General features: G+C 49.4%; 12 protein-coding genes. All 12 read right to left on the bottom strand.

Annotated features, from left to right (window positions below; translation table 11 throughout):
• Window positions 1-5: 5 nt before the first annotated feature.
• The 12 genes from ACN6MW_RS24515 to ACN6MW_RS24460 all read right to left on the bottom strand — a co-directional run bounded on the left by ACN6MW_RS24515 (window position 6) and on the right by ACN6MW_RS24460 (window position 20,669).
• Window positions 6-2,909 (bottom strand): extracellular solute-binding protein, encoded by a 2,904-nt coding sequence (locus ACN6MW_RS24515; protein WP_419876435.1) that lies wholly within the window; start codon window positions 2,907-2,909, stop codon window positions 6-8.
• A 136-nt stretch (window positions 2,910-3,045) separates the two neighbouring features.
• Entirely contained in the window at window positions 3,046-4,446 is a 1,401-nt protein-coding gene (locus ACN6MW_RS24510) for an ABC transporter substrate-binding protein (protein WP_419872480.1), read from the bottom strand.
• Window positions 4,447-4,839: 393 nt separating this feature from the next.
• Window positions 4,840-5,868 (bottom strand): LacI family DNA-binding transcriptional regulator, encoded by a 1,029-nt coding sequence (locus ACN6MW_RS24505; RefSeq protein WP_419872479.1) that lies wholly within the window; start codon window positions 5,866-5,868, stop codon window positions 4,840-4,842.
• Between the two features lie 145 nt (window positions 5,869-6,013).
• The gene (locus ACN6MW_RS24500) at window positions 6,014-8,836 is read right to left on the bottom strand and encodes a beta-galactosidase (protein ID WP_419872478.1); all 2,823 of its coding nucleotides are present in this window, start codon (window positions 8,834-8,836) and stop codon (window positions 6,014-6,016) included.
• 260 nt (window positions 8,837-9,096) lie between these two features.
• Complete coding sequence (locus ACN6MW_RS24495; RefSeq protein ID WP_419872477.1) at window positions 9,097-10,329, bottom strand: multidrug effflux MFS transporter; 1,233 nt, start codon at window positions 10,327-10,329, stop codon at window positions 9,097-9,099.
• Between the two features lie 132 nt (window positions 10,330-10,461).
• On the bottom strand, window positions 10,462-10,677 hold the full coding sequence (locus ACN6MW_RS24490; protein ID WP_419872476.1) for a hypothetical protein: 216 nt from the start codon (window positions 10,675-10,677) through the stop codon (window positions 10,462-10,464).
• A 264-nt stretch (window positions 10,678-10,941) separates the two neighbouring features.
• Window positions 10,942-11,265, bottom strand: coding sequence for a cupin domain-containing protein (locus ACN6MW_RS24485; protein ID WP_419872475.1), 324 nt, complete (start codon window positions 11,263-11,265; stop codon window positions 10,942-10,944).
• A 57-nt stretch (window positions 11,266-11,322) separates the two neighbouring features.
• Complete coding sequence (locus tag ACN6MW_RS24480; RefSeq protein ID WP_419872474.1) at window positions 11,323-13,722, bottom strand: hypothetical protein; 2,400 nt, start codon at window positions 13,720-13,722, stop codon at window positions 11,323-11,325.
• Between the two features lie 20 nt (window positions 13,723-13,742).
• Window positions 13,743-15,620, bottom strand: a complete 1,878-nt coding sequence (locus tag ACN6MW_RS24475; protein ID WP_419872473.1) for a heparinase II/III family protein — start codon at window positions 15,618-15,620, stop codon at window positions 13,743-13,745.
• Window positions 15,621-15,733: 113 nt separating this feature from the next.
• Complete coding sequence (locus ACN6MW_RS24470; RefSeq protein ID WP_419872472.1) at window positions 15,734-17,140, bottom strand: ABC transporter substrate-binding protein; 1,407 nt, start codon at window positions 17,138-17,140, stop codon at window positions 15,734-15,736.
• A 134-nt stretch (window positions 17,141-17,274) separates the two neighbouring features.
• A complete protein-coding gene (locus ACN6MW_RS24465) occupies window positions 17,275-18,909 on the bottom strand; it encodes a helix-turn-helix domain-containing protein (RefSeq protein WP_419872471.1) in 1,635 nt (544 codons plus the stop codon).
• Window positions 18,906-20,669 (bottom strand): sensor histidine kinase, encoded by a 1,764-nt coding sequence (locus ACN6MW_RS24460; RefSeq protein ID WP_419872470.1) that lies wholly within the window; start codon window positions 20,667-20,669, stop codon window positions 18,906-18,908. Before ACN6MW_RS24460 ends, ACN6MW_RS24465 begins: the two co-directional genes overlap by 4 nt.
• Between the last annotated feature and the right edge of the window lie 25 nt (window positions 20,670-20,694).

Genomic DNA, 20,694 nt, shown 5'->3' with positions numbered 1-20,694 from the left:
CCTCCCTAGTCCTTTCCGTCCAAATTGAACTCGTTACGTTTTTCCGAGATCTCATAGTCGATTTCCTGTACATAGTCATACAAGGCGTCGGCTGTATTCGTGCCGTTGTTGATCACTTCGCGCAGCGCGTTGTCGAGATGCCTGCCGGTAAAATAACCGCCCGGCACCTCCGGCACACCCTGCACCCATTGCCATTGCTCTTCGAGATTGATATAATCGCGCGCCGGCCACGGCAGCTCTTTGAGCGCTTCGATATTGGCCGTCGGATAACGTGCCGCGGCGCCCATCAGCCCTTCCATCTCTCTGCCGAAGCGTACCTGCGCGTCCTTGCTTACCCACCATTTCATGAACTCCCATGCCGCATCCTTGTTCTTGGCCTGCTTGAGCATGATGGCGGCTGTTCCGCTGCTGGCTACGTCCCGGCGAATGGTGCCGTCCGGCTGCTCCATGCCTGGAACCGGAACGAACTCCCATAAGCCTTTGATTTCCGGCGCGGACACGGTCAAATAGTTATAGAAGGTATAATCCTGTATGCCAACCGGCATTTCTCCCGTTCTGAACCGCATCGGAAAATCGAAGATCAGCGGAAGCTTGTAGCTGGTATAGAAGTCGGTCCATCTCTTGAATGCGCTGAGTCCAATCTCGGTATCGAGACCGCTCTTCGCCCCGTTGTCCGAGTAGAACGATCCGTCCATCTGGTACAACAGCATCGCATAAGCACGGTTCGCCTCCAGCACGGGGACACCCGTCGCCTGGGCAATCGGAAGAGCGAAATCCATGTGGTTCTTCTGCAGAACCGGGATCATCGCATATACATCCTCCCACGTCTGCGGCGGATCCAAATTCAGCTCCTCCAGGATGTCCTTCCGGTAAAACAGCATATTGAAGATTTGCTGTTCAGGCAGACCGAATACTTGATTCTCAAACTGGTAAGGAACAGTCGCGCTATCTCTGAATTGCTTTACGACCTCCTCGTAGTCCGGGAATTTCGTCAAATCCTCCGCTGCGTTCCGCATGCCGAAATTGACCGGCACATCATTTCCGACCTGCATGGCAACGTCTGGGCCTTCGCCCGCAAGCGACGCGCGAAGCAGCACGTCCTGATTGACCAGCTTAAGATTTACGCCAATTCCGGTAAGCGGCGTAAACGTGTCGTCAATCATCGCTTTCAGCACTTGCGCCTGATCGCGCCCCGTTCCAACCCATACCGTTATGGACTGCTTATCATCGGCCGTGTTTCCTATCGTATCGTAATCTTCAATGAAGGAATGGAAGAAGGACGATACCTCATGAACGGTTTTCTTGCCAAAGGAAGCATTCGCTTTAGGCAGCTTTACGTCAGACGATGCAAGGACTAAATAATCGATTTCGAGCGGCTGCTCTCTGACCTGGAGAATCCAGGCACCCACGCTGCCTACATTGATTTTGAATTGAGCCAGCCGCTTCTGAACCGATTCCGGTTTTTTGGCCAAATCTGCCAGCTGATAAGCCGTTTTGTTCAACACGGCGGTTTTGTCGCTTTTTTCGCCCGTCAGGCGTACCAGCTCTTCCGACACGGCATACAAAATGTCGCTTTGTTTCCGGAACACTTCTACCATGTCGGGAATTTGTTTATCTAATTGATAATCACGGTAAGGATCTGGAACGTTACCGGTAATCATCAAGATTTTTCGATACATGGCATTTATTTCGAGCAGGCTTGCTTCTACTTGGCGTATCAGAGGTGCGATCGCGCCCAGACTGATCTCAAGCTTCAGCTCGTGCTTTCCTTTGGTCAAATAGAATAAATAAGGCTCTTCCTCGCTGCCGAGCACATTCATCTGCCAGTCCGAGTCGTAATAAAACGGAATTTGCGACATTTCCTGAAACGGGATTTTCCCGTCAATCCATAGCGAGCGCGTTGAATAAATGCCCCGTAACAATTCTTGCCTGTTCTTAATGGCAATGCGGTATAATCCGTCCTCCGGCGCTTCAATTTCCCATGCGATCCATTGGCCTGGCACGCGCCAGTTGTTTCCACCGATTGTATTCATTCTGATCTTCGATACGTCATAAGGTTCTGTCGCCGGACTAGAGCGGTCCGGGATGGGATATAAAGTCGGCGATGACTTGAGCGCGGCGTTCTCGCCCTGTACTTTGATCAGGTGCCCGCTGGTATCGTTATAACCCTTAGACGCATAATATGCCTTCACCTCTTCGTAAGCAGCAGGCCCATCGTAGCGATACAATTTAATATAGTCGATCGCCATCGGCTCTCTGGAAGACACCAGTGTCAACGTGTGTTTGCCAGCCGAGAAATAGAAGAGATACGGTTCTTCGAAATATCCCTCAGTATCTCTAAACAGCGTCTCCTGCCACATAGGCGATTCGACCTGGCGCGGCCGCAGCTCGTTGCCCCGATTATCTTGCATGATTTGATCGCTTCCATTTTTCCATACACGGTTAAAAGTCAGGTTTCTGGCGCTGGTGAACGGAAGTTCTCCGTCGATCAACAGCTCCCTTTCGATGGCAGAGCTTTTGCCTTCTATCGGAAAATAGTTAATGGCGATATGATATAACCCGGCTGTCGGTACCTCGAGTTCCCACCCGATCGAACCGCTCTCCGCCGTCTTGACGAAGTTGCCCGATATTCCACCCAGCTCTCCAACGATTTCGGGGTTCATTTCATTAGCGCTTGTAAAATCCGCCCCTCGAATCACGATCTCCTCATTTGGCCGTTCTTCATCTTCGTACTGCTGCAAATAATGCTCGTAGCTGTTCTCTGATACGTTCGTCAAGGAGTTCTGGCCGCTCTCTGCATCGGCTTCTGTATTTGTCGCGGCTTTAGTACCGGATGCGTCGGACTGATATGCAGGGAAAACCAATATCGAGATCAGCATAGCGATGACAATCAGCCAAGCGACGGTCATTCTGGAAAAGGCGATTTTCACCTCATTCCCTCCCTTTTGCAAACTAGCGGAATCTTGTTTTGTCAGCAACCGCCCAGTCTTCCTTAATCGGAAAACCGGGCAGTGTCTGATTGCTTACCTATAATGCTTGGCGAATCTACTCTTTCTTCTCTTCGATCTCACCGCGCAGCACCTTTTCAGAAGCGGCTTGCGCGGGCCCAATAACTTGAGCGACACCCGTCGACGGCGTAATTTCACCTTTAATGAACTTACCTGTCACAGAGTCGAGCTGTTCCTTAACGCCAAGACCTCCGAATCGTCCGCCGATTACCCGCTGAACTTTGCCCGCTTCATTCATGGCATTTGCGATGGAAGTTTCATCCGGCAGCACATTTTCAAGCCACAGCTTGCGGTTTGCTTCATAGTTATCGAAATCTTGCAATTCTTCCCAGATCTTCACAATGGCTTCCGCGTCCTTGACTCCCTTTGGAATAACATAGGCAGCGGTTTGTCCGAGCGGATCTGTATACGTTGCTGCATTAGGTGCTTTAGGGAAGTAAACGTATCCCCATTCATCCTTCATCTTGTCTTGCAGGCGTCCCTCGATTTCCCATAGTCCGCCCGGATACATAGCAATGTTGCCTTCAGCAAAATATTTCGCTGGATCCTCCCAGTCATTTCCTTCGTTCTCCTTCACGACCTTGTGTGTGTTATACAGCTCATACAAGAAATTAAGCGCATCCATCGATTCAGGAGAATCAAAGCTTGCTTTTTTGTTCACTTCATCGTAGATAAGGCCGCCGTTGCTGGTGATCAGCTGCTCCGAGAAAATATAATGCGCGCCGGCCAAACCATATTGGTCAACCTTTCCGTCACCATTATTGTCAACGGTCAGTTTTTTCGCGGCATCAAGCATTGTCGTCCAATTCCAGTTGTCCTCGTCCATCAGCTGTTGCGGATCCTTCAAGCCTGCTTCCTTGAAAATCCGTTTATTGTAGTACATACCGGAATCGTTCGCGTTGTACCAGCCTTCCAGGCCGAATACATTCTCGCCGCCAAAACGCATCGATTCGACTACGTCTTGCGCAATGCGCGTATTATTGAGGGCATCATCCAATGGCGTTAGGAATCCTCCGTGCATAAGCCCCCAGATGAACCCGTCAGGCAGGCGGACGATTTCTGCAAAAGGATCGTTGGCCATGACAGAGGAAGAAAGCTTCTCTGAAGTCGACCAGTATTCCGTATTCAGATACTTAATTTTAACGTTGTATTTTTCTTCCACCTTTTTGATTCTTTCGCGGGCTAATTCGTCCGCTTCCGAATCTCCGACAGGAGTTGCATCCCACCAATGCGAAATGCGAATTTCTCTGCCTCCCAAATCAGCGGCCGGCGGTTCAGGCTCCTCGGTCGGTGCAGCCGTTTCAGCCGGCGTCTCGCTTGCCGGTGCCTCGGTGGCCGGCGTGTTTCCTCCGTTGTTGCCGCTGCATGCAGAAATAATCATCAAAACGACTGTTAATAAAACAATCAACATCGGTTTCATTTTTTTCATCTGTTTCATTGTTCAGCACACTCCCCTTAATGAATGATTAAACGAATAAAAGCAAGACGGTGCGGTAAAAAAAAGCGGCTCTACCCTCCCCGGAATGTAATTTTATATAGTGGCAGCTGCCATTATATAAATGATTTAGGAAAAATTTCATTTCGAAAAAACAGCCGTTCTGACCACTCGCAGATTTATGTAAGGGTTTTCATGAAACCCATTTCATTATAGCTCGCTTCCAATCCTTGGTCAATATTAAAGTTTAATTATCCCAAATATGTATCATGGTATTAAGAGGAAGAAGCCTTCGCCATCTCATCAGACCCTTAATAAACAAAAGAGCAGCAACCCGATCAATCCGGCTGCTGCTCTTGAAAGAAGCTCTTCACTTTTATGTTCGCCGCGGAGGAATTATCCCCTCCGGGAACCCGAACTTTGCCGAACGATAAGCTGCGGTTCGAGCGAAGTCAGCTTCTTGACATTTTCATTGTTCATCATCGCTTTAAGCACTTTAACAGCCGTCCTCCCAAGCTCATGCGCCTGCTGGGAAACGGTAGTCAGCTCGGGGATAAAATGGTTCGCCAGCGGTATATCGTCAAATCCGACGATGGATATGTCGTCCGGAATCGTCAGTCCGGCCTCCGTAGCCGCTTTGATCGCTCCGATCGCCGTATAATCATTGACGCAGAACACGGCAGTCGGCCTCTCCTTCATGGCCAGCAGCTTAAGCATTTGACGCTTGCCCGAATCAATGGAGAAGCTGTCCGGCAGCAGCCATCCCTCACGTATCTTCAACCCCTCATCTTTCATCGTCTTCCGGAATGCCCGCAGCTTGATAGATGTCGTCGTCATATGGCTTTCTCCGCCGATGAAGCCGATTTCCGTATGCCCCATTTCGATCAAATGCCGGACCGCGAGAGCGGTGCCCGCAGACTCGTCCGTGGCTACCCTGACCAAGTCGGTGCCCCGCAAAGCTCCATTGACTAATACAGTCGGAATGACGCTGGCACACTGCACGAGCTCTTGCACCAGATGCTCCTCGCAGTTTTTTAAATTGATCCTCCCCCCCAAAAATATAATCCCGTCCACGCGTTTCTCCCGCAGAATGCTGAGATACTCCGATTCCTTAGCATAATCGCCGATCGTATTACTAAGCAGGAATGTATGCCCAGACTGCTGCGCCTCCTGCTCTGCTCCGGCGAACACTTCCGGGAAAAAGGGATTGGTCAGATCGGGCACAATCACGCCAATAATTCCAGTTTCTTTGCTAAGAAGGCTTCTGGCCATCGCATTAGGCTGAAAGTTGTATTTTTGAATTAGTTCTTCAATCTTCGCACGGGTGGATCCCCTTACCGGAGCAGTATCGTTCAATACTCGGGATACCGTCGAAATCGATACTTTTGCCTCCTTGGCAATGTCATATATCGTGACTTGTTTCACGCTTAACGCTTCCTTCCTACTTTCAAGTCTGTGCCCATTATAGCAAAATCAGACATTTTATATAATGGCATAACAAATTTCGCTGCTAAGAAGGGGCAGGCTCGTCGCTTCAACGATCGTTCCTGCCCCTGCTATAGTGTCTAAATTACGCTTCATTCAGCGTTTGCCAGCGCCGCTCCGATTGCGCGTCAAAGAAGATACGTACCGAATCCGGCCGTCTGCCCTCTTCATCAAACAAGATCAGTTCATTGCCCGTTTCCTTCAGCCATGCCATCGGAATTTTGTAATCTTCTTGAGGACCGATTTGCCAGTAGCGCCCCAGATTGCGGCCGTTCAGAAGCAAATAGCCTTTGCTCATTCCCGTCATTCGGAGCTTCAGCTTGGGATTAACGTCCTCCGGAATCGCAGGAAGATCGAACATGCTGCGATACCATGCTGGTCCGGATTCGATGGCGACTGAGCTTGCCTCGAACTCCGAAGCTTCATCCAGCTGGATAGCCGACCAGTTTTTCAGCTCGCGTGACCTGTTATACGTCAGCAGTTCCAGCCGATTCAACGGCGTTCGGGTTACCGGCATTTCAATCGTATTGCTGCCTTTCACTAAATAACCGGAAATGTCGACTGCGTGGTAAGCAAACCAATTCTGGTAACCATCCATAGGAACCTCTTTACCGTTAATCCGAAGTCCGCTGCTTAAAGCTCCGACTAGTATAGCCCCGTCATTTTCCGACAGCTCGAACGATCGCGAAAGCGTGGAAGCAAATGGATGGTTATGTACCTCGTCCAAATGGACTGCCTCCTCCCCGCAGTACCAGCCTCTTCGAAGCTCGACGGTCGAGCCGTCCAAATATACCGGCCCGAAAATCCCCTTTTCTTCACCTAAATTAGGGGAAAAATTGAGACTGCCCATATGCTGCACAAGAAGTTGTATCTTGTTGCGTCCGTTCGATAACCGCATGTGCGCGGACACCGCGCCGACCTGCCGGATCATCGCTTGCTCCAATCCGTTTACAAACAAACGCGCAGAATCTTGTATGGCGGAGAAAACGAGAGTGTTTTCTTGATCCCGATCACAGTCAATTTCGCTGCTGTAAATAAGATAGCCGAATGCCAGACCAAGCTCCGCAAATCCGCGCGGACGTTCGGCCTGTTTGCCTCCCCCGAGCGACAGAAGATTTACGGTTTTCCGTTTCCACTCCGACAAGCTTGGCGAGAGCAGCGGTTTGAAGGCATTGCCGGCACTGTGTACCGTCGTTGTGCCCATTTGGCCTTGGCCGATGCCGCCTTTATGGCCCCAATCCCCTAAAAAGAACGGTTCGCTGTCGCAGCCGCCGCTTACCCCGCTAACGCTCCCATCGGCGCCTAAGTCCATATCCTCCCAGCCGATAGCCCAGCGGACCCCATCTCCATGGAGCCTCCATGCCCGATCGGACATATAGCCGTTTAACGCAATCAACTCGATGAGCTGCCCGCCGACATTGACCCTATTGCGCTGAGATGCCTGGAAGTGGTATACGTCCAAACGCAGTGTTCTTCCGTCAAGGCTGCTCTCATGCGGGATATGTCCTGCGTTATCGAAATGAATCGATTGATCGGCTTCGAATACGATATGCGTACGCCCGCCGTCGTCACCCGCCAATACAATGGTTTGAACTTCGCCAATCAAGTCATTCCCGATCAGGAAACCGCAGCATGTGAGCTTTAGGCCTGGACAAATTTCGATCCGTTCGAGAATCGGAACGATCTGCCCCGGCTTGATCGACACCGGCAGCGTTCGTCCGCTTTCGAGCGTAATCTGAAACATTTCTTTCTCCTGCTTGATACTTTCGGCAAACCAAAGCTTTTGCCCGTTCCACTGTCTGCCTTGAAGCCTGGCTCCTTCCCCGCATCGCGCCTCGACATTGTCCATCGGCTCCGACTCCAGCAAAAACTGGCCAAGCGCCAGCGTGAACAGAGACACTTTTTTGGCCATGCGGTATTTGGCTGTAACTCTTCCGTACTCCGACAAAGGAGCATCGTAATCATAGGAGGTAACCATATAAATATCGCTGCTGCCTACGGTTCGACCGCCGTAGCCGCCAAAATTGGTGCCTCCGAAAAACATGTAATGGCTGATGCCGTCAAAACCTGCACGAATCGACTCCATCATCCGCTTCTCGTACAAATCAGACGTCTTCTGTGTGGCCGCCGGCGCTCCCCAATGCTCGAACCACCCTGTCCAAAACTCGGTCACGAGCTTCGGAACATCCGGCTGCTTGCGCATTAACTTATCGTAGTGGGAGTTCGCGCCCGACCAGAAATTTGCTCCTTCTATCGTTCCTTCCAAGCCTCCCTCGCAGGTGATTAAAGGAACGTCGATGCCACGATCCAGTAAACCGTCGCGAAGGCCCTTCATGTAGGACAGGCCTGACGCGTCTTCGGCCAAATAGCCGTATTCGTTCTCGACTTGCACTAGAATAACGGTGCCGTCTTTCGTCATTTGACGAGAACGGATAATCGGAACAATCTGGTCAAAGTAACGATAAACGTACCGAAGATAAGTTTCATTGTCCGTTCGGAACTGAATTTTTTTTTTGTTTTTTAGCCAATAAGGAAAACCGCCGAAATCCCATTCCGCACATATGAACGGCCCCGGCCGCGCGATGACCCACAGCCCCAGCTCAGAGCACAAATCAAGAAAGGCCCCGCAATCGTTGTCGCCGCTAAAGTCCCATTTTCCTTCTTCCGGTTCATGCACATTCCAAGCAAAATAAGTATCGATGCAATTCATCCCGGCAAGCTTTGCCTTAACCAGCACTTCCCGCCATTCCTGCCTGGGCATGCGAAAATAGTGAATGGACGCGATGTTCAGAAATACTCTTTTCTCCCCAATGATGAAGCTCTTCGCATCGTAACGAAGCTGTGTTCCCTGCCGAGCGTTGCCTGCTATCGTTTGTTCCCCAATGTTGTTCCCTAGCGTATACGTCATAAATCCCTATCCTTTCCTTTTTAAACGCAATGTTTTAGTCCAATTGCTGATCGAATAGTTCACTCTTCATAAGTATAGATGGAGGCAAAAAACGTAATTATAATAGGATCTGCTGTTTATGAAATGGGTTTCATAAATAGCACTTAAATTATAGAACTACTTTGTAAACGTTGTCAACGGATACCATTGGGGTTCATTAAATTAACTAAAAAACCAGTCAGATCAAGGGTTTGATCTCACTGGTTTTTTGTTAAGTCAGTCTATGTTCTTGCTTTTGATGCCATAGGGTTATTCGTGAGCTTATTTTGCGGCTTCTGGGCGAGTCCAAAGAAAGCGAAAAGAGCAAGCAGGCTGGTGGACAAGATGATGATCCCCATCGGTACCGCGGAATACTCTCCGGCAACGCCGACGAGCGGTGAAGTACATGCTCCAATCACAAAAGGCAGCAAGCCAAGCAGGGCGGCTGCGCTGCCTGCCCTTTGGCTTTGCGAACCCATCGCCAGAACAAAAGAAGCGGTTGCCGTCATACCGATTGACGCCACAAAGAAGAACAACGGAATAACTAATGCCAGCAAAGGACCGTGCAATAAAATAACGAGCAAGGCTGCAAAGCTGGCCGTACAAGCCAACAGCAAACCAAGAATAACAAAATTGCGTTCCGAGAACGATTTGCTGAACCGTCCAACGACCTGTGAACCAATAATTAAGCTTATTCCATTGGATGCGAACAACAGCGCGAACAGCTGCGGAGATGCTCCGTAAATATTTTGATATACAAAAGGAGTTCCCGACACGTAAGCAAATACGCCTCCAATCATAATGCCTTGTGCAAGCGCATAGCCGATAAACTGCCGATCTTTTAGCAGAGCTTGAATACCGGCTAACAGCTCTCCAAAGTTACCGGATACCCGATTCTCCGCAGGCAAGGTCTCTTTTAAGTTCATCGTTGCCAAAATAACGAGCAGTAAACCAACAATGGCCAGTACGAAAAACACGCCTACCCACGTTGTAAAGGAGATCACGCCGCTGCCAGCCATAGGCGCAATCATAGGAAACAAATTATTTACGAGCATGAGCATGGAGAAAAACTTCGTTAATTCCGTTCCGCTGTATAAATCGCGTACGATGGCTCTGGAGATAACAATTCCCGCAGAGGCAGCGAAGCCTTGAACAAAGCGCGCAGCGATAAACCAATATATATTCGGGGAAACCGCACAGACGAATGAAGCAAGCAGATAGAAAATAAGCGAAATAATAATCGGCTTGCGTCTCCCATGGACATCGCTCAATGGCCCCATAATCATTTGACCCAAACCTAAACCAATGAGGCATGCTGTCAAACTAAGCTGAACAAGAGAAGCTTTGGTTCCAAAATCAGCGGTAATTTGCGGGAATGATGGCAAATACATGTCAATCGTAAGCGGGCCAAGAGCTGAAAAAGCACCTAACAGCAATACTAATCTTAAGCGGTCATACTTTTTTGTTGCAGACATCGTTATATTTTCTCCTAAACTATTTCAAAATGATGAATCAGGGGTCAAGTGTAAACTTGCTTCATTATAGACCAAGATAGAAATAAACCCAATAGTATTTTTATCTATAACGAAAGCATTTTTTCAAACAACCTAATTCTCATCAAAAGGAAACAGCAGCTTCTGTTTGTCGCCGGCATACATATTTTGTTTCGTTATCGCTTCCGATCCCGTATCGATCATCGGCAGCACTTTTTTACCCGCGCTTACATCAAGAGCCGCTTTGACTGCCAAATAACCCATATTAAACGGCTTCTGTACGATGGTTGCCTGCAGCACGCCCTCCTCCAGGTAAGAAATCTCCTCCATCGAATTATCAAAGCCAATCAGCTTTACTCAAGACTACAAAGAACTACAGATTGGTCAATCCGTGAAATTCACTTTATAAAGTGTTTCAAATGATGATATCTGGGATTCCAAGCTAATAAAAGTAAAATCATTTGATATCCTGAACACTCCTTAAATATGAAGATTGCCAGAGAATCTTGTAAAATAAAGTTAGCTAAAAAATGAAAGGAGCAGCTGCCGTAGCAAACTGCTCCACTTTATAACTGGTTGATGCGGTATAATTAACTACGCTTTGTTATCGATTAAGTCCTGCCTCAGCGGAGTAAACGTATCCAGCAGTTTGCTCTTCTGAAGGGCGCGGCAGCCATGCTCCGCAAGGCTCGGAATGTAGATCGTCTCTCCTGCCGATACGACGACTTTCTCTCCGTTGACTGAAAACTCCAGCTGTCCTTCCATACAGTAAGAAAACTGCTCGTGCACATGGCTATGCAAATAACCCTCCGCTCCCTCCTCAAAGTGAACCTCCATCATCATGATCGTCTGGCCCGGAGTAAATATTTTTCGTTTGACACCCGGCTCGGCATTTTCCCATACATTCAATCTGCTCATTGCAGCGTCCTCCTTTGTATTCCAATCTTTGTTGATTCCTTGTCAATTCCGTAAATCCTATACATATTGAGTTTTGTTTTCGCTCCTGATCGAGGCGAGAGTATATCCATTTGAAGCAGAAAGCTTAAGTTTCGAATGATCGAAAGCAGGTGAGAGCGTTTGACAATAGTCTCTAAAATGACCTAAGCTTTCAAATTCCTCTGTTGAGCCGCACTGGCAAATATACGCCATCCTGGTTCCATATGCACGGTATTCGCAATCGATCAGGCGGTCGTTATGAGGCACCATCACGTCGCTGCACCATATCGCAACGTATCCGCCGTCCTTTTGCCCAAACAGCCATTGTCCATCCTTCGAAACGGAATCAAATTTGCCAGCCGGAAAAAACAGATGGGTAAATGCGATCGGATGGTCTTCACCGATGTCATAAATAACGCCAAGCAAATTGCCCTGTTGTTTGATTGCCGGCATGATGCCGTTCCCATACCAGTAGCCGGGGCGCATGCCGCCATCATCCGCCATCTCTCCCGGATGGTTGGTAAACACTACCGTATCATTATCAAGCGCTGCATACCACATATGCTGCTGATAACCCTGCACTCCCGGTTCAAAGCGCGATGTTCCGTGAAATCGCTCGTTGAATGATTTAATATAGAAATTGGATTCGATGTCTGCGGAATCGTCAAAGCTAATATTTTCCCAGAATGAAAGCTTCTCATCGTATCTCGGCGACTGCACGGAGGTCAGCATATAATCCTGCTGCTTTTCCAGCTTAACCCAAGCGTTTCCGGTCTGATATTCCATCTCTAATGGCCCGTTCATAAGACTTGCATAATGATGAGGCATTCGATACTTGCTGTTCATTAAAAAGGCCATCCATTCGCTGTTCCCTACCGGAGTCCCGGGATTTAGCAGATGGATCAAAGCTTGGGCAGACTGGGTAAACGGTAAAATAACGGAACGGTATATCCTCGCCTGCGGCGCAATAATGGAGCCGCGGAAGGTATGACAGGCAAATGATTTCAGCATGAGATCGATCAACCGGATTGCTCTTTCGGATTCTTCATCTTCCATGTAGTCAACGACATTTAATAAAGCGCCCAATGTTACGCACATATAATCGGCGCTTAAAAACTCTTCAAAGCCGTATTCTTCTATATCCGTCAGCCACTGCCGTATCCTGTCTTTCGCTACTTCGCTGACCTGCAGGCCGGTGCGGCCCGACCTTGGAAATATTTTAGCCGGATATTGGTTGCCTGCCATGAATGCGCAAATGTAGAACATCAGCGCATGATTCTCACTCCAGAAGCACATGCCGTCAGAACCATCCTCCGTCATCCAATACCGGTAGTTCAGAATCGTTTGTTCCGCCTTTGCGGATAAGGCCGCCGGCAGCGAAAACGATTGCATCAGGCGGAGAAGTCCTGCCAGAAAAAAGTCCGAGCAATCTTCCCTTCTCTCTATCTGTTCAAGCGCCTGATTAATATGAGCCTCATCGTGTACAGCTTTCTTTCCCAAATGCCAGCGCGCCAGCACATAAAATAGGCCAAAGCGCAGCGGCTGAAACGCAGGTTCCGCGCCCATTAAAGAAAGCTCTTCAAACATAGTCCTTCTAATTTCATCTGACGATGCCGATTGGCGGTATACAGGCTTTTTGTTTTGCAGCAATTCAATTTTGCGGATCATTTTTTTATGCTGGATTTCACCATAAACGACAGCCATGACCATATCGCTTTTGACATCCGCATAGCTCTTGCCGCTGACTTCAACGCAATCCTTGTCATTGCTCGCGTCATCATAAGTCAGATAGACTTTACAAGGCGCATCTGCCGGAAAGGATATACGGTTTCCTTTCATTTCAATGCCGGACAGCCAATGGTCCAGCGCAAGGAACGGCTCCGAGTGTTCAGCATCAGGAAGTGCAGGCGCTACTTTTTCCCTATGCTCCAATAATTGAATGCCAAATATATTTCTGGTGTCGCGGACTGCCAAATTCTGCATGCGGATCAACAAAGCGTTGTAGCCTTCTTTGAGGGCCAGCTTTATTTCCTTCTTCTTTATCGGCTTATAAACCGGCTCGGTGACGGAACAGATCTTCTGATCGCCAAGCCATACATCCACAGCTGTATATGTCCAAAGAATCGCCCGGATCTCCACGTCTTCATGCGCGACAAGTCCGGTTGCTGCCAGCAGCTCTACCTTTTTCGGCGTCACCGAAAACTGGATAATATTCACAAATCCGCTTCCCGGATAGTAATATTCCCATGGCAGCCCCAGCTCGCTCTTATCACCGATTTTTATGTTATCGGACGGTGCCGGTTTATTCCTTTCAGCGACGATCGATCTTAAATACTGCTCATAGCGGATCTGGTTTTTGTCGGCTTTGTCTGCTATAAAATCGGTAAGCAGCGGTCCCGATATCAGATAATGGGTAATAAATCCGCTCATTTCATCCATATCTTTCACCTCTTTGATTTTCATATCGGCATTTGGAACCGGGTTATTTCTCCCGTCCGGTTCAAGCTTAGGACAGGATGGCCTAGCTCATCCGTGCTGACGCTCCACTCTGCGGGCTTTATTTCACCACTGCCGCGGTGCGGTCTCAGCACGGTAATAAACCAAGCGCCATACGATGATGTCAGCAATCCCTGAAGCACTTTAAGAGGCTGCATCGTCATCGGATGGACCGATTCCCAGCTGTCCTCCACGTCAAACTCCAACGCTTCTGGTCCAAAAACAAGCATTTCGCATCCCAGCGGCGATGCCCCGCCTGCCAATCCGCTGCCGCTTACGTAAAACTTGGCTGTATGCTCCTCCATCAGCTTTTCCACATTCCAATTCAGCAGCCTGCTGTGCAGACGATGCTGATAGGTATGTCCTCCCGTTCCCGTCAAGCGGTCATAGATGACCCACTCGCCGCTGGCTAGAAACCACAAGGCACGCATGTGCATAATACCGCGGCCCGCGTACCCGTCATGCTCCGCGCAAACCATCTGTTTTTCGGGATCCCAAGCTTTCAAAACTACCCGAGCTTCCGGCTCTCCCCACCGCTGCGTACGCAAATAAGGCGTTTGATCCTGCCCGTCCACAAGGACGGTGTTATGCGCGGACGTGCTTTTGAAATAACGGCGCCAAGGAGTCTCCATATAGGTATACGTCCCCGGATCCACAAACAAAGCTTCGCCGTATGCGCACCATTCGAAGGAGAGAGCATCCGCATGACCATGCGGGCCCCCTAACGCGGCAGCATCAAAAATCAGCTTCTGTTCGCCGTTGCCAAGTCCGTAATATCCGGCATTCGGGAAAGCGAAAGGCAGCTTCTCACCACCAGCAAAAGTCTCTTGCACCCTGCCATCATTACCCTCAAGCAGCTCAACGATTTTCTTGGGACCGACCGTCCAAAATTGCTCATACAGCTGCTCGGTAAGCATCCAGCATGGATCATTATAATAAAGGGCTGCCGCGTTGAGGTCAGGCGGATGGCTGGCATAGGAATCTGCGAATGGTGCCATGCTGCCGTCCTGTCTCGTCATGCAGCGCGCGAATCGCACCATCCCCGCTAAAATGTTCTCATATTCCTTCGAGAACGCGAGTCCCCGCTTCTTCAGCATAACTGCGCAATCGACAAACAGCTCAAGCGACACCATATGATAGTGAGGCGTAAGCTCTGAGTGAACGCCATCGGGCAGAACCTGTACGCGAATGCACTCTTCCAGCCTTTCGGTCGCCGTTCTGCGCCACCCGGCGCTCTCTCCCCATGACTCGAAGGTAAGTCCTGCGCTAAGCAAACCGATCATATGCATGATGGAGTGGTTGATTTCCAGGCTTGCGGTATAGATCGAGAGGAACCAGCCATGCTCCTTCACGGATTCGAAAAACCGCTGCTCCGAGTCTTCGGTCCAGCTTTCCGATCCATGAAAAAAATGATAGGCGTAAACCCATTGGCGAAGCCTCAGACCCGTCTCCAGCAGGCGCCAAGGGCCCTGCCTTTGAAAATAGGTGATTTCTTCTGCCTGCAAACCGCGCGGACATGGCTGGGAATCAATCCACCCCATAATATGCTCCAAGGCTTTGGCTGCATATTTCTCATCGCCGGTACAGGCGTATGCGGTACCTAGCGAACGGAGATGCTTAAAGCGGTTAATCCCCCACGTAAACTCCTTATCGCCGGTCGGATTATAAAGCCAATTGATCGGATACCCCATGTCGATCTCGGTATTTTTCCAATTAAAGTGGCTTCCCTCGCACCAGCGGTTTGCCTCCACAATCGCTTCCGATGCCTTCTCGGGAAAAAGCCGTTTGAAGCTCTCGCCCCATTCGCGTCTTTGCTCTGCTCTAAAGAACAAATGATCCAACTGATCTTCTCCTCTCTCAAGCCCAAATAATGATGCAAGCCTTTCTGTTTACCTTCCTCTAACGATAAACAGAAAGGCTGCCCTTGCAGGCAGCCTCTCATTCAACGGATCGGCTATTCGCCGAGTGATCCCTGAAGACTCTTGGCACTGAATGACGGATTAGCCTGGATATTCGTCAGCCCTTCCGTGCGGGCCGATGCGAGCGCCTTTCCATATCTGGTGTTCAAATCCTCAATTACGGTGTCCAGCTCCTGATTGCCCGTCAAAATATATTCGATGAAAACATCGCTGAACTTCTTGCCTTCCAATTTCGTCTCCGTGATTGACACAGGTGTAGCCGGATAGATACCGTCATATTTCGTAGGGAGAAAGCCTTCTATACCTGCTAGTTCAGGCTTGCCTGCCACTTCGTTAACATAAGGAAGAACGGAGAGGCCAAGCCCTTTCTCCTGATATTCCGAACGAAGCTCTGTAGCGTATAGGTACTCCAAGAACTTCACAGCTGCTTCCTGCTTGTCCGATTTAGCGCTGATTCCGATATAACCGCCTGCGTTGACCCAAGTAACGCCGTTAATTTCGCCGTCCTTCGTAGGTACGAGAGTCGATGCCCAGCGAATGTCCGTCGGGAATTGCGATGTATACACTGCCGGCTCGCTGGAATGGTTCACGTACATCCCGATTTTTCCCTGCGCGAATTGCGCGCGCAGCGGATCGATGTCCAGCGATTCAGCCCCTGGAATCATGCTGCCGTCCACTTTAATTTGACGGAGTGCCTCCGTAACGTCGCGATACATACCGAAGTCGAATTCCCCGGTTTGAAAGTTAAAGCCCTCATGGCTGGATTCCGAGCCGAGCGAGCCCGATGCATATGCCGGACGCGTAAAGCCCGAACCGTTCTTGAAATTGCTTGCAAAGCCGTAAACGCCTTCGCTCTTGCCTTGTTCCGTTATTTTTTTCGCATATTCAACCATCTCATCAAGCGTTTTCGGAGGCTCAGTGAAGCCCGCCTTTTCTAGTAAATCCACATTATACAGCAACCGCCAGAACTGTCCGGTATTCGGAAGCGTATAGACGTGGCCGTCCTTTGTATAAATATCTTCAACCAGCAAGCCGTCGAACTTCGCCAGGAATTCCTTACTTAGCAGCGTATCAAGCTGGGCGTAATAACCTTTATTCACATAGTTCTGAAAATCACCGCTCCGGAAAATGTCTGGCGCCTGATTACTCGCAAACGCAACCTCCACCGCCTGATTGTAATTATCCGCCATAACTTTCATTTCCACTTCGATGTTATCCTGGTTCGTTGCATTATAGGTATCCACCTGCTGCTGCATATAATCCATATCATGCCGATCTATCGTCCAATAGGCAATTTTCGTTTTAGCGGCAGCGCTGCTGCCTTCCTCCTTGCCTTGCTCCGCATTCGACTCATTACCCGTCGAGCATGCCGCCAGCATCAAAGCAAAGACTAGCAAGTAACAGACCAAAAGCGTACTCTTCGTTAGAAACCTTTTCTTCATCTGTTGTACCTCCCCTTTGTTTAGCAAACGGTGTTCCACCGGCGCTTCCCATCCGGTTCACCTTGCTGTCCCCATTGTAGCACCTAAGAGCGTCACGCCATGAAGGACAAAAACACGATCCTGGGAGGGGAAAATCACTCTGATTCGCCGAAATGGCCGGCCCCTTCATATTTGGTCCGAAATTCCGTAGGGGTTACACCCGTATGTTTTTTGAACAGCTCGCTGAAATACGGCCTGTCCTTGTAGCCGAGCTCGAAGGTGATGTCCTGTACCTGCATGCCTTCCAGAAGCAGCTCCTTTGCCTTCTCCATTCGCGCAGACGTTACGTATTGCATAAACGTCATCCCCGTTTCCTTCTTAAAAATGTTGGAGAAATAGCTCGGGCTAAGATGCACGACATTCGCGCATTCCTGCACTGTCAAGTCGTTTCCAAGCCGGCTTCGCACATATGTCAGAGCCTGATGAATCAGCTGGCCAACATCGTTTTTCTGGCGTTTCTGGAGCCATTCGCAGCCGGTCAGTCCCAGCTGCTTCACATCTTCCATCAGCTCATCGGTTGATAGATAACGGCCCTTTTTCATGGCACTCAAACGGTCATCGAGCCACATGCGCTGCTTGGGATCGGCTTTCTCAGCAATGACGCGGTACATGGAGAATGCCAATCCGTAAAATAAATTCGTCATTACATCGGGATTCGGCGGAGCCGGATAGCGCAGGCATTCCTCGGATATGCTATCGAGCAGCCGCTCCATCCCTTCCCGGTTACCCGACCGTAGACAGTATAGAAGCTCCGTCTCCTTGTCAGCGGAATAATGTGGTGTAATGTGGCCCTGCCTCTCAATATCGCTATACGAAATAATACAGCCGCTGCCGGAATAAAACTGGTAGCTGAGCGCCGTTTTGGCTTGCTCATAGGAATGCGCGATCTCTGCGATCCCTTCCACCTGCGCACCAACCCCAATCGATATAGCCCGTTTCGCATATTGATTTACGTTGTCCTTGCAAGCTTCGGCGAGAGCGAGCACATCGACTTCCTCGTCCAGATTCAGCACAATGACGAACTGGCCCAAATGCTCGCGAAACACGATCCCTTTCACCAGCTTCTTAATGGTTTCCTCCAAAATATTTTGAACGGCAAAACGGGTAAGCTCTACTTCGCGTACAGGCAAAGGAGAGCGTTCATTCATTAACCCGTCAATTTGTACGGACATGGCTATGAAACCGCGGGTTCCCATATCGATGCCGAGAAACTCCCATTTATCATAAGCACGCTCAGGCTGCTCGTCATGTCTGATTAGCAGACGGAAATACTCCTGGCGTAAATAAGGCAAACTCTCCCTTACCTTCCTTTCCAGCTCCATTCGGCCCAATTGCTCCAGCCTTTGCGCTTCAATCTGGGCTTTGGCGCGCAGCACCACATCTATAATTTGCTGCTTCGTGAAGGGTTTGAGCAAATAATCGAACGCGCCGAGCCGCACGGATTCCTGAGCGTATGCAAAATCGGAATATCCGCTGAAAAAAATGATCTTGGCCGCATGCTCCCCGGTCTCCTTAAGCTCGCGAACCATATCGATTCCGCTGCTGAGCGGCATACGAATATCGGTAAGCACGATATCGGGATGCTTTTCCCGGATCAGCCTAAGACCGTCCTTGCCGTTAGAGGCGGTGCCCGCGATTTCTATTCCGTAATCTGACCAAGGGATCTTTTTCAGGATGCCGTCTATTACTGTTTTTACGTCATCCACTATACAGATCGTAATCCCGTTCATTCATTCATCACCTCTTGTATAGGGATAATCAGCTTAACGGACGTTTGCACGCCCGGCACGCTTTCCAGCTCCATCGAAGCTTTATAGCCGTAGTAGAGCAAAAGTCTGGAACGTACATTGGAAAGGGCATAGCTCGTACGCTCCGTTTCCAGCCCGTTCAGCATATTTAGGACACGATCCGCATCCATTCCGATGCCGTTGTCAGTCACGGTCAGCGTCAGCAATCCGTCAGCAGCAGCAGCCTCAATCCGGATCCTCCCCAGGTGAGGGAGCTCCTGAAAGCCGTGCAAAATCGAATTTTCCACAAGCGGCTGCAGCAGGATTTTGAGCACGGGAATGTCCTTCAGCTTCTCATCCACCGAATGTATTTCATATTGGAACAAATCGGGATAACACATTGCCTGCAAATTCAAATATTGTGCGACATGTTCGAGCTCCTGCCCGAGCGTTGTAATCTCTCTTCCATTGTTAAGTCCCAGCCGGAACAGCTGTGAAAGAGAAACGATCATCCTGCTGACGGCTTGCTGCTCTTCCATTTCGCTTTTCCAATAAATCGTATTTAACGTGTTGTACAAAAAATGAGGATCAATCTGCGCCTGAAGCGCTTTAATTTCCGATTTTCGTTTCTCCCGCTCAGATGCCTTGACCTCTCCGATCAATTCGCCGATCTGTTCAAGCATCCGGTTGAACTTATGGCCAACCTGACTGATTTCATCTTCAAATACGCTTTCGAACCTGACATCGAGATGATTTTGCTCTACCTTAAACATTAGGTTACGCAGCTTGAACAGCGGCTTAAGCAAAAGCTCCGACAGCATGCTGGACATGACCAGAGCAAGTACGACACAGACGCCCATTATCGTTAAAATCGTCCAGCGCATATGCTGGACGGGAGCCAGCAGCTTCGACTTGGATTGATAACCGATGAGCATCCAGTCGGAATTCATGCCGAGCGCCGCATAGTTAACCAGATTGGAGCCGCTGCTCTTAGATTCATACTCAAAGTGGCCTCTTTCGCTGCTGCCGATCCGTTCGTACAGCTTCATGTCGGTCCCCGGGATGAGGGGCGCTGAGGAAAAGACCGCCCGGCTGTTGCGGTCAACAACGAGCTGCCTGAGGCTGCCCTCCTGCAAATGAGCCTGTATCAGCTCTTGCAATAGATCTTCCCGGATATTCACGACGACATAAACGCCAGGCAGCGACATATCGAATAAAGGCTTAATGATTAAGGAAATAACAGGATTGCCCCTGCTGAACAGCTCCTCGGCATGGCCCCGCACCCAAATCGTGCTCCACCGATTCTCCGTGCCCAGGATCAAAGCATTTAACGAAGAATCCGTGAAGTCAACCTTGCTTCTCCTGCTCTCCGTTGGATAAAAATCTCCAATAGGCGTATGCACCAATACCGAGTCGATCGACTGCTCGGCAATCATCATTTGAGCAAAAGGCGTTTGCAGCTGAGAGAGCCTTTTAAAGTACTCTTGACTGTTATTTGCTTGAACATCACGCATCGTGTCTTGAAACGGTTCCCCCATCATGAGCGTGGAGATCGAAACGACGATATTGCGCAAGCGCTCATCGAACACCTGCGCCGTTTTGTTCAACGTATCTTGGCTTGTCTTCGTTGCCTGCGTTTCCATTTCACGAGAAAAAAACACGGAAACATAAGTTCCCGTGGCTGAAATACATACGACGGTCAGAAAAACAAACGAGACCCAAAGCCGTTTTTTTAGCGACATCTTTCTCAATAAACGTTTCATGTTGTCTATCGCCTCAATATATGAG

The organism is Pristimantibacillus sp. PTI5 (assembly GCF_048572955.1).
Lineage (GTDB): Bacteria > Bacillota > Bacilli > Paenibacillales > Paenibacillaceae > Pristimantibacillus.
The sequence above is the reverse complement of the archived record's forward strand: the minus strand, read 5'-3'. Positions and strand labels throughout refer to the sequence as shown.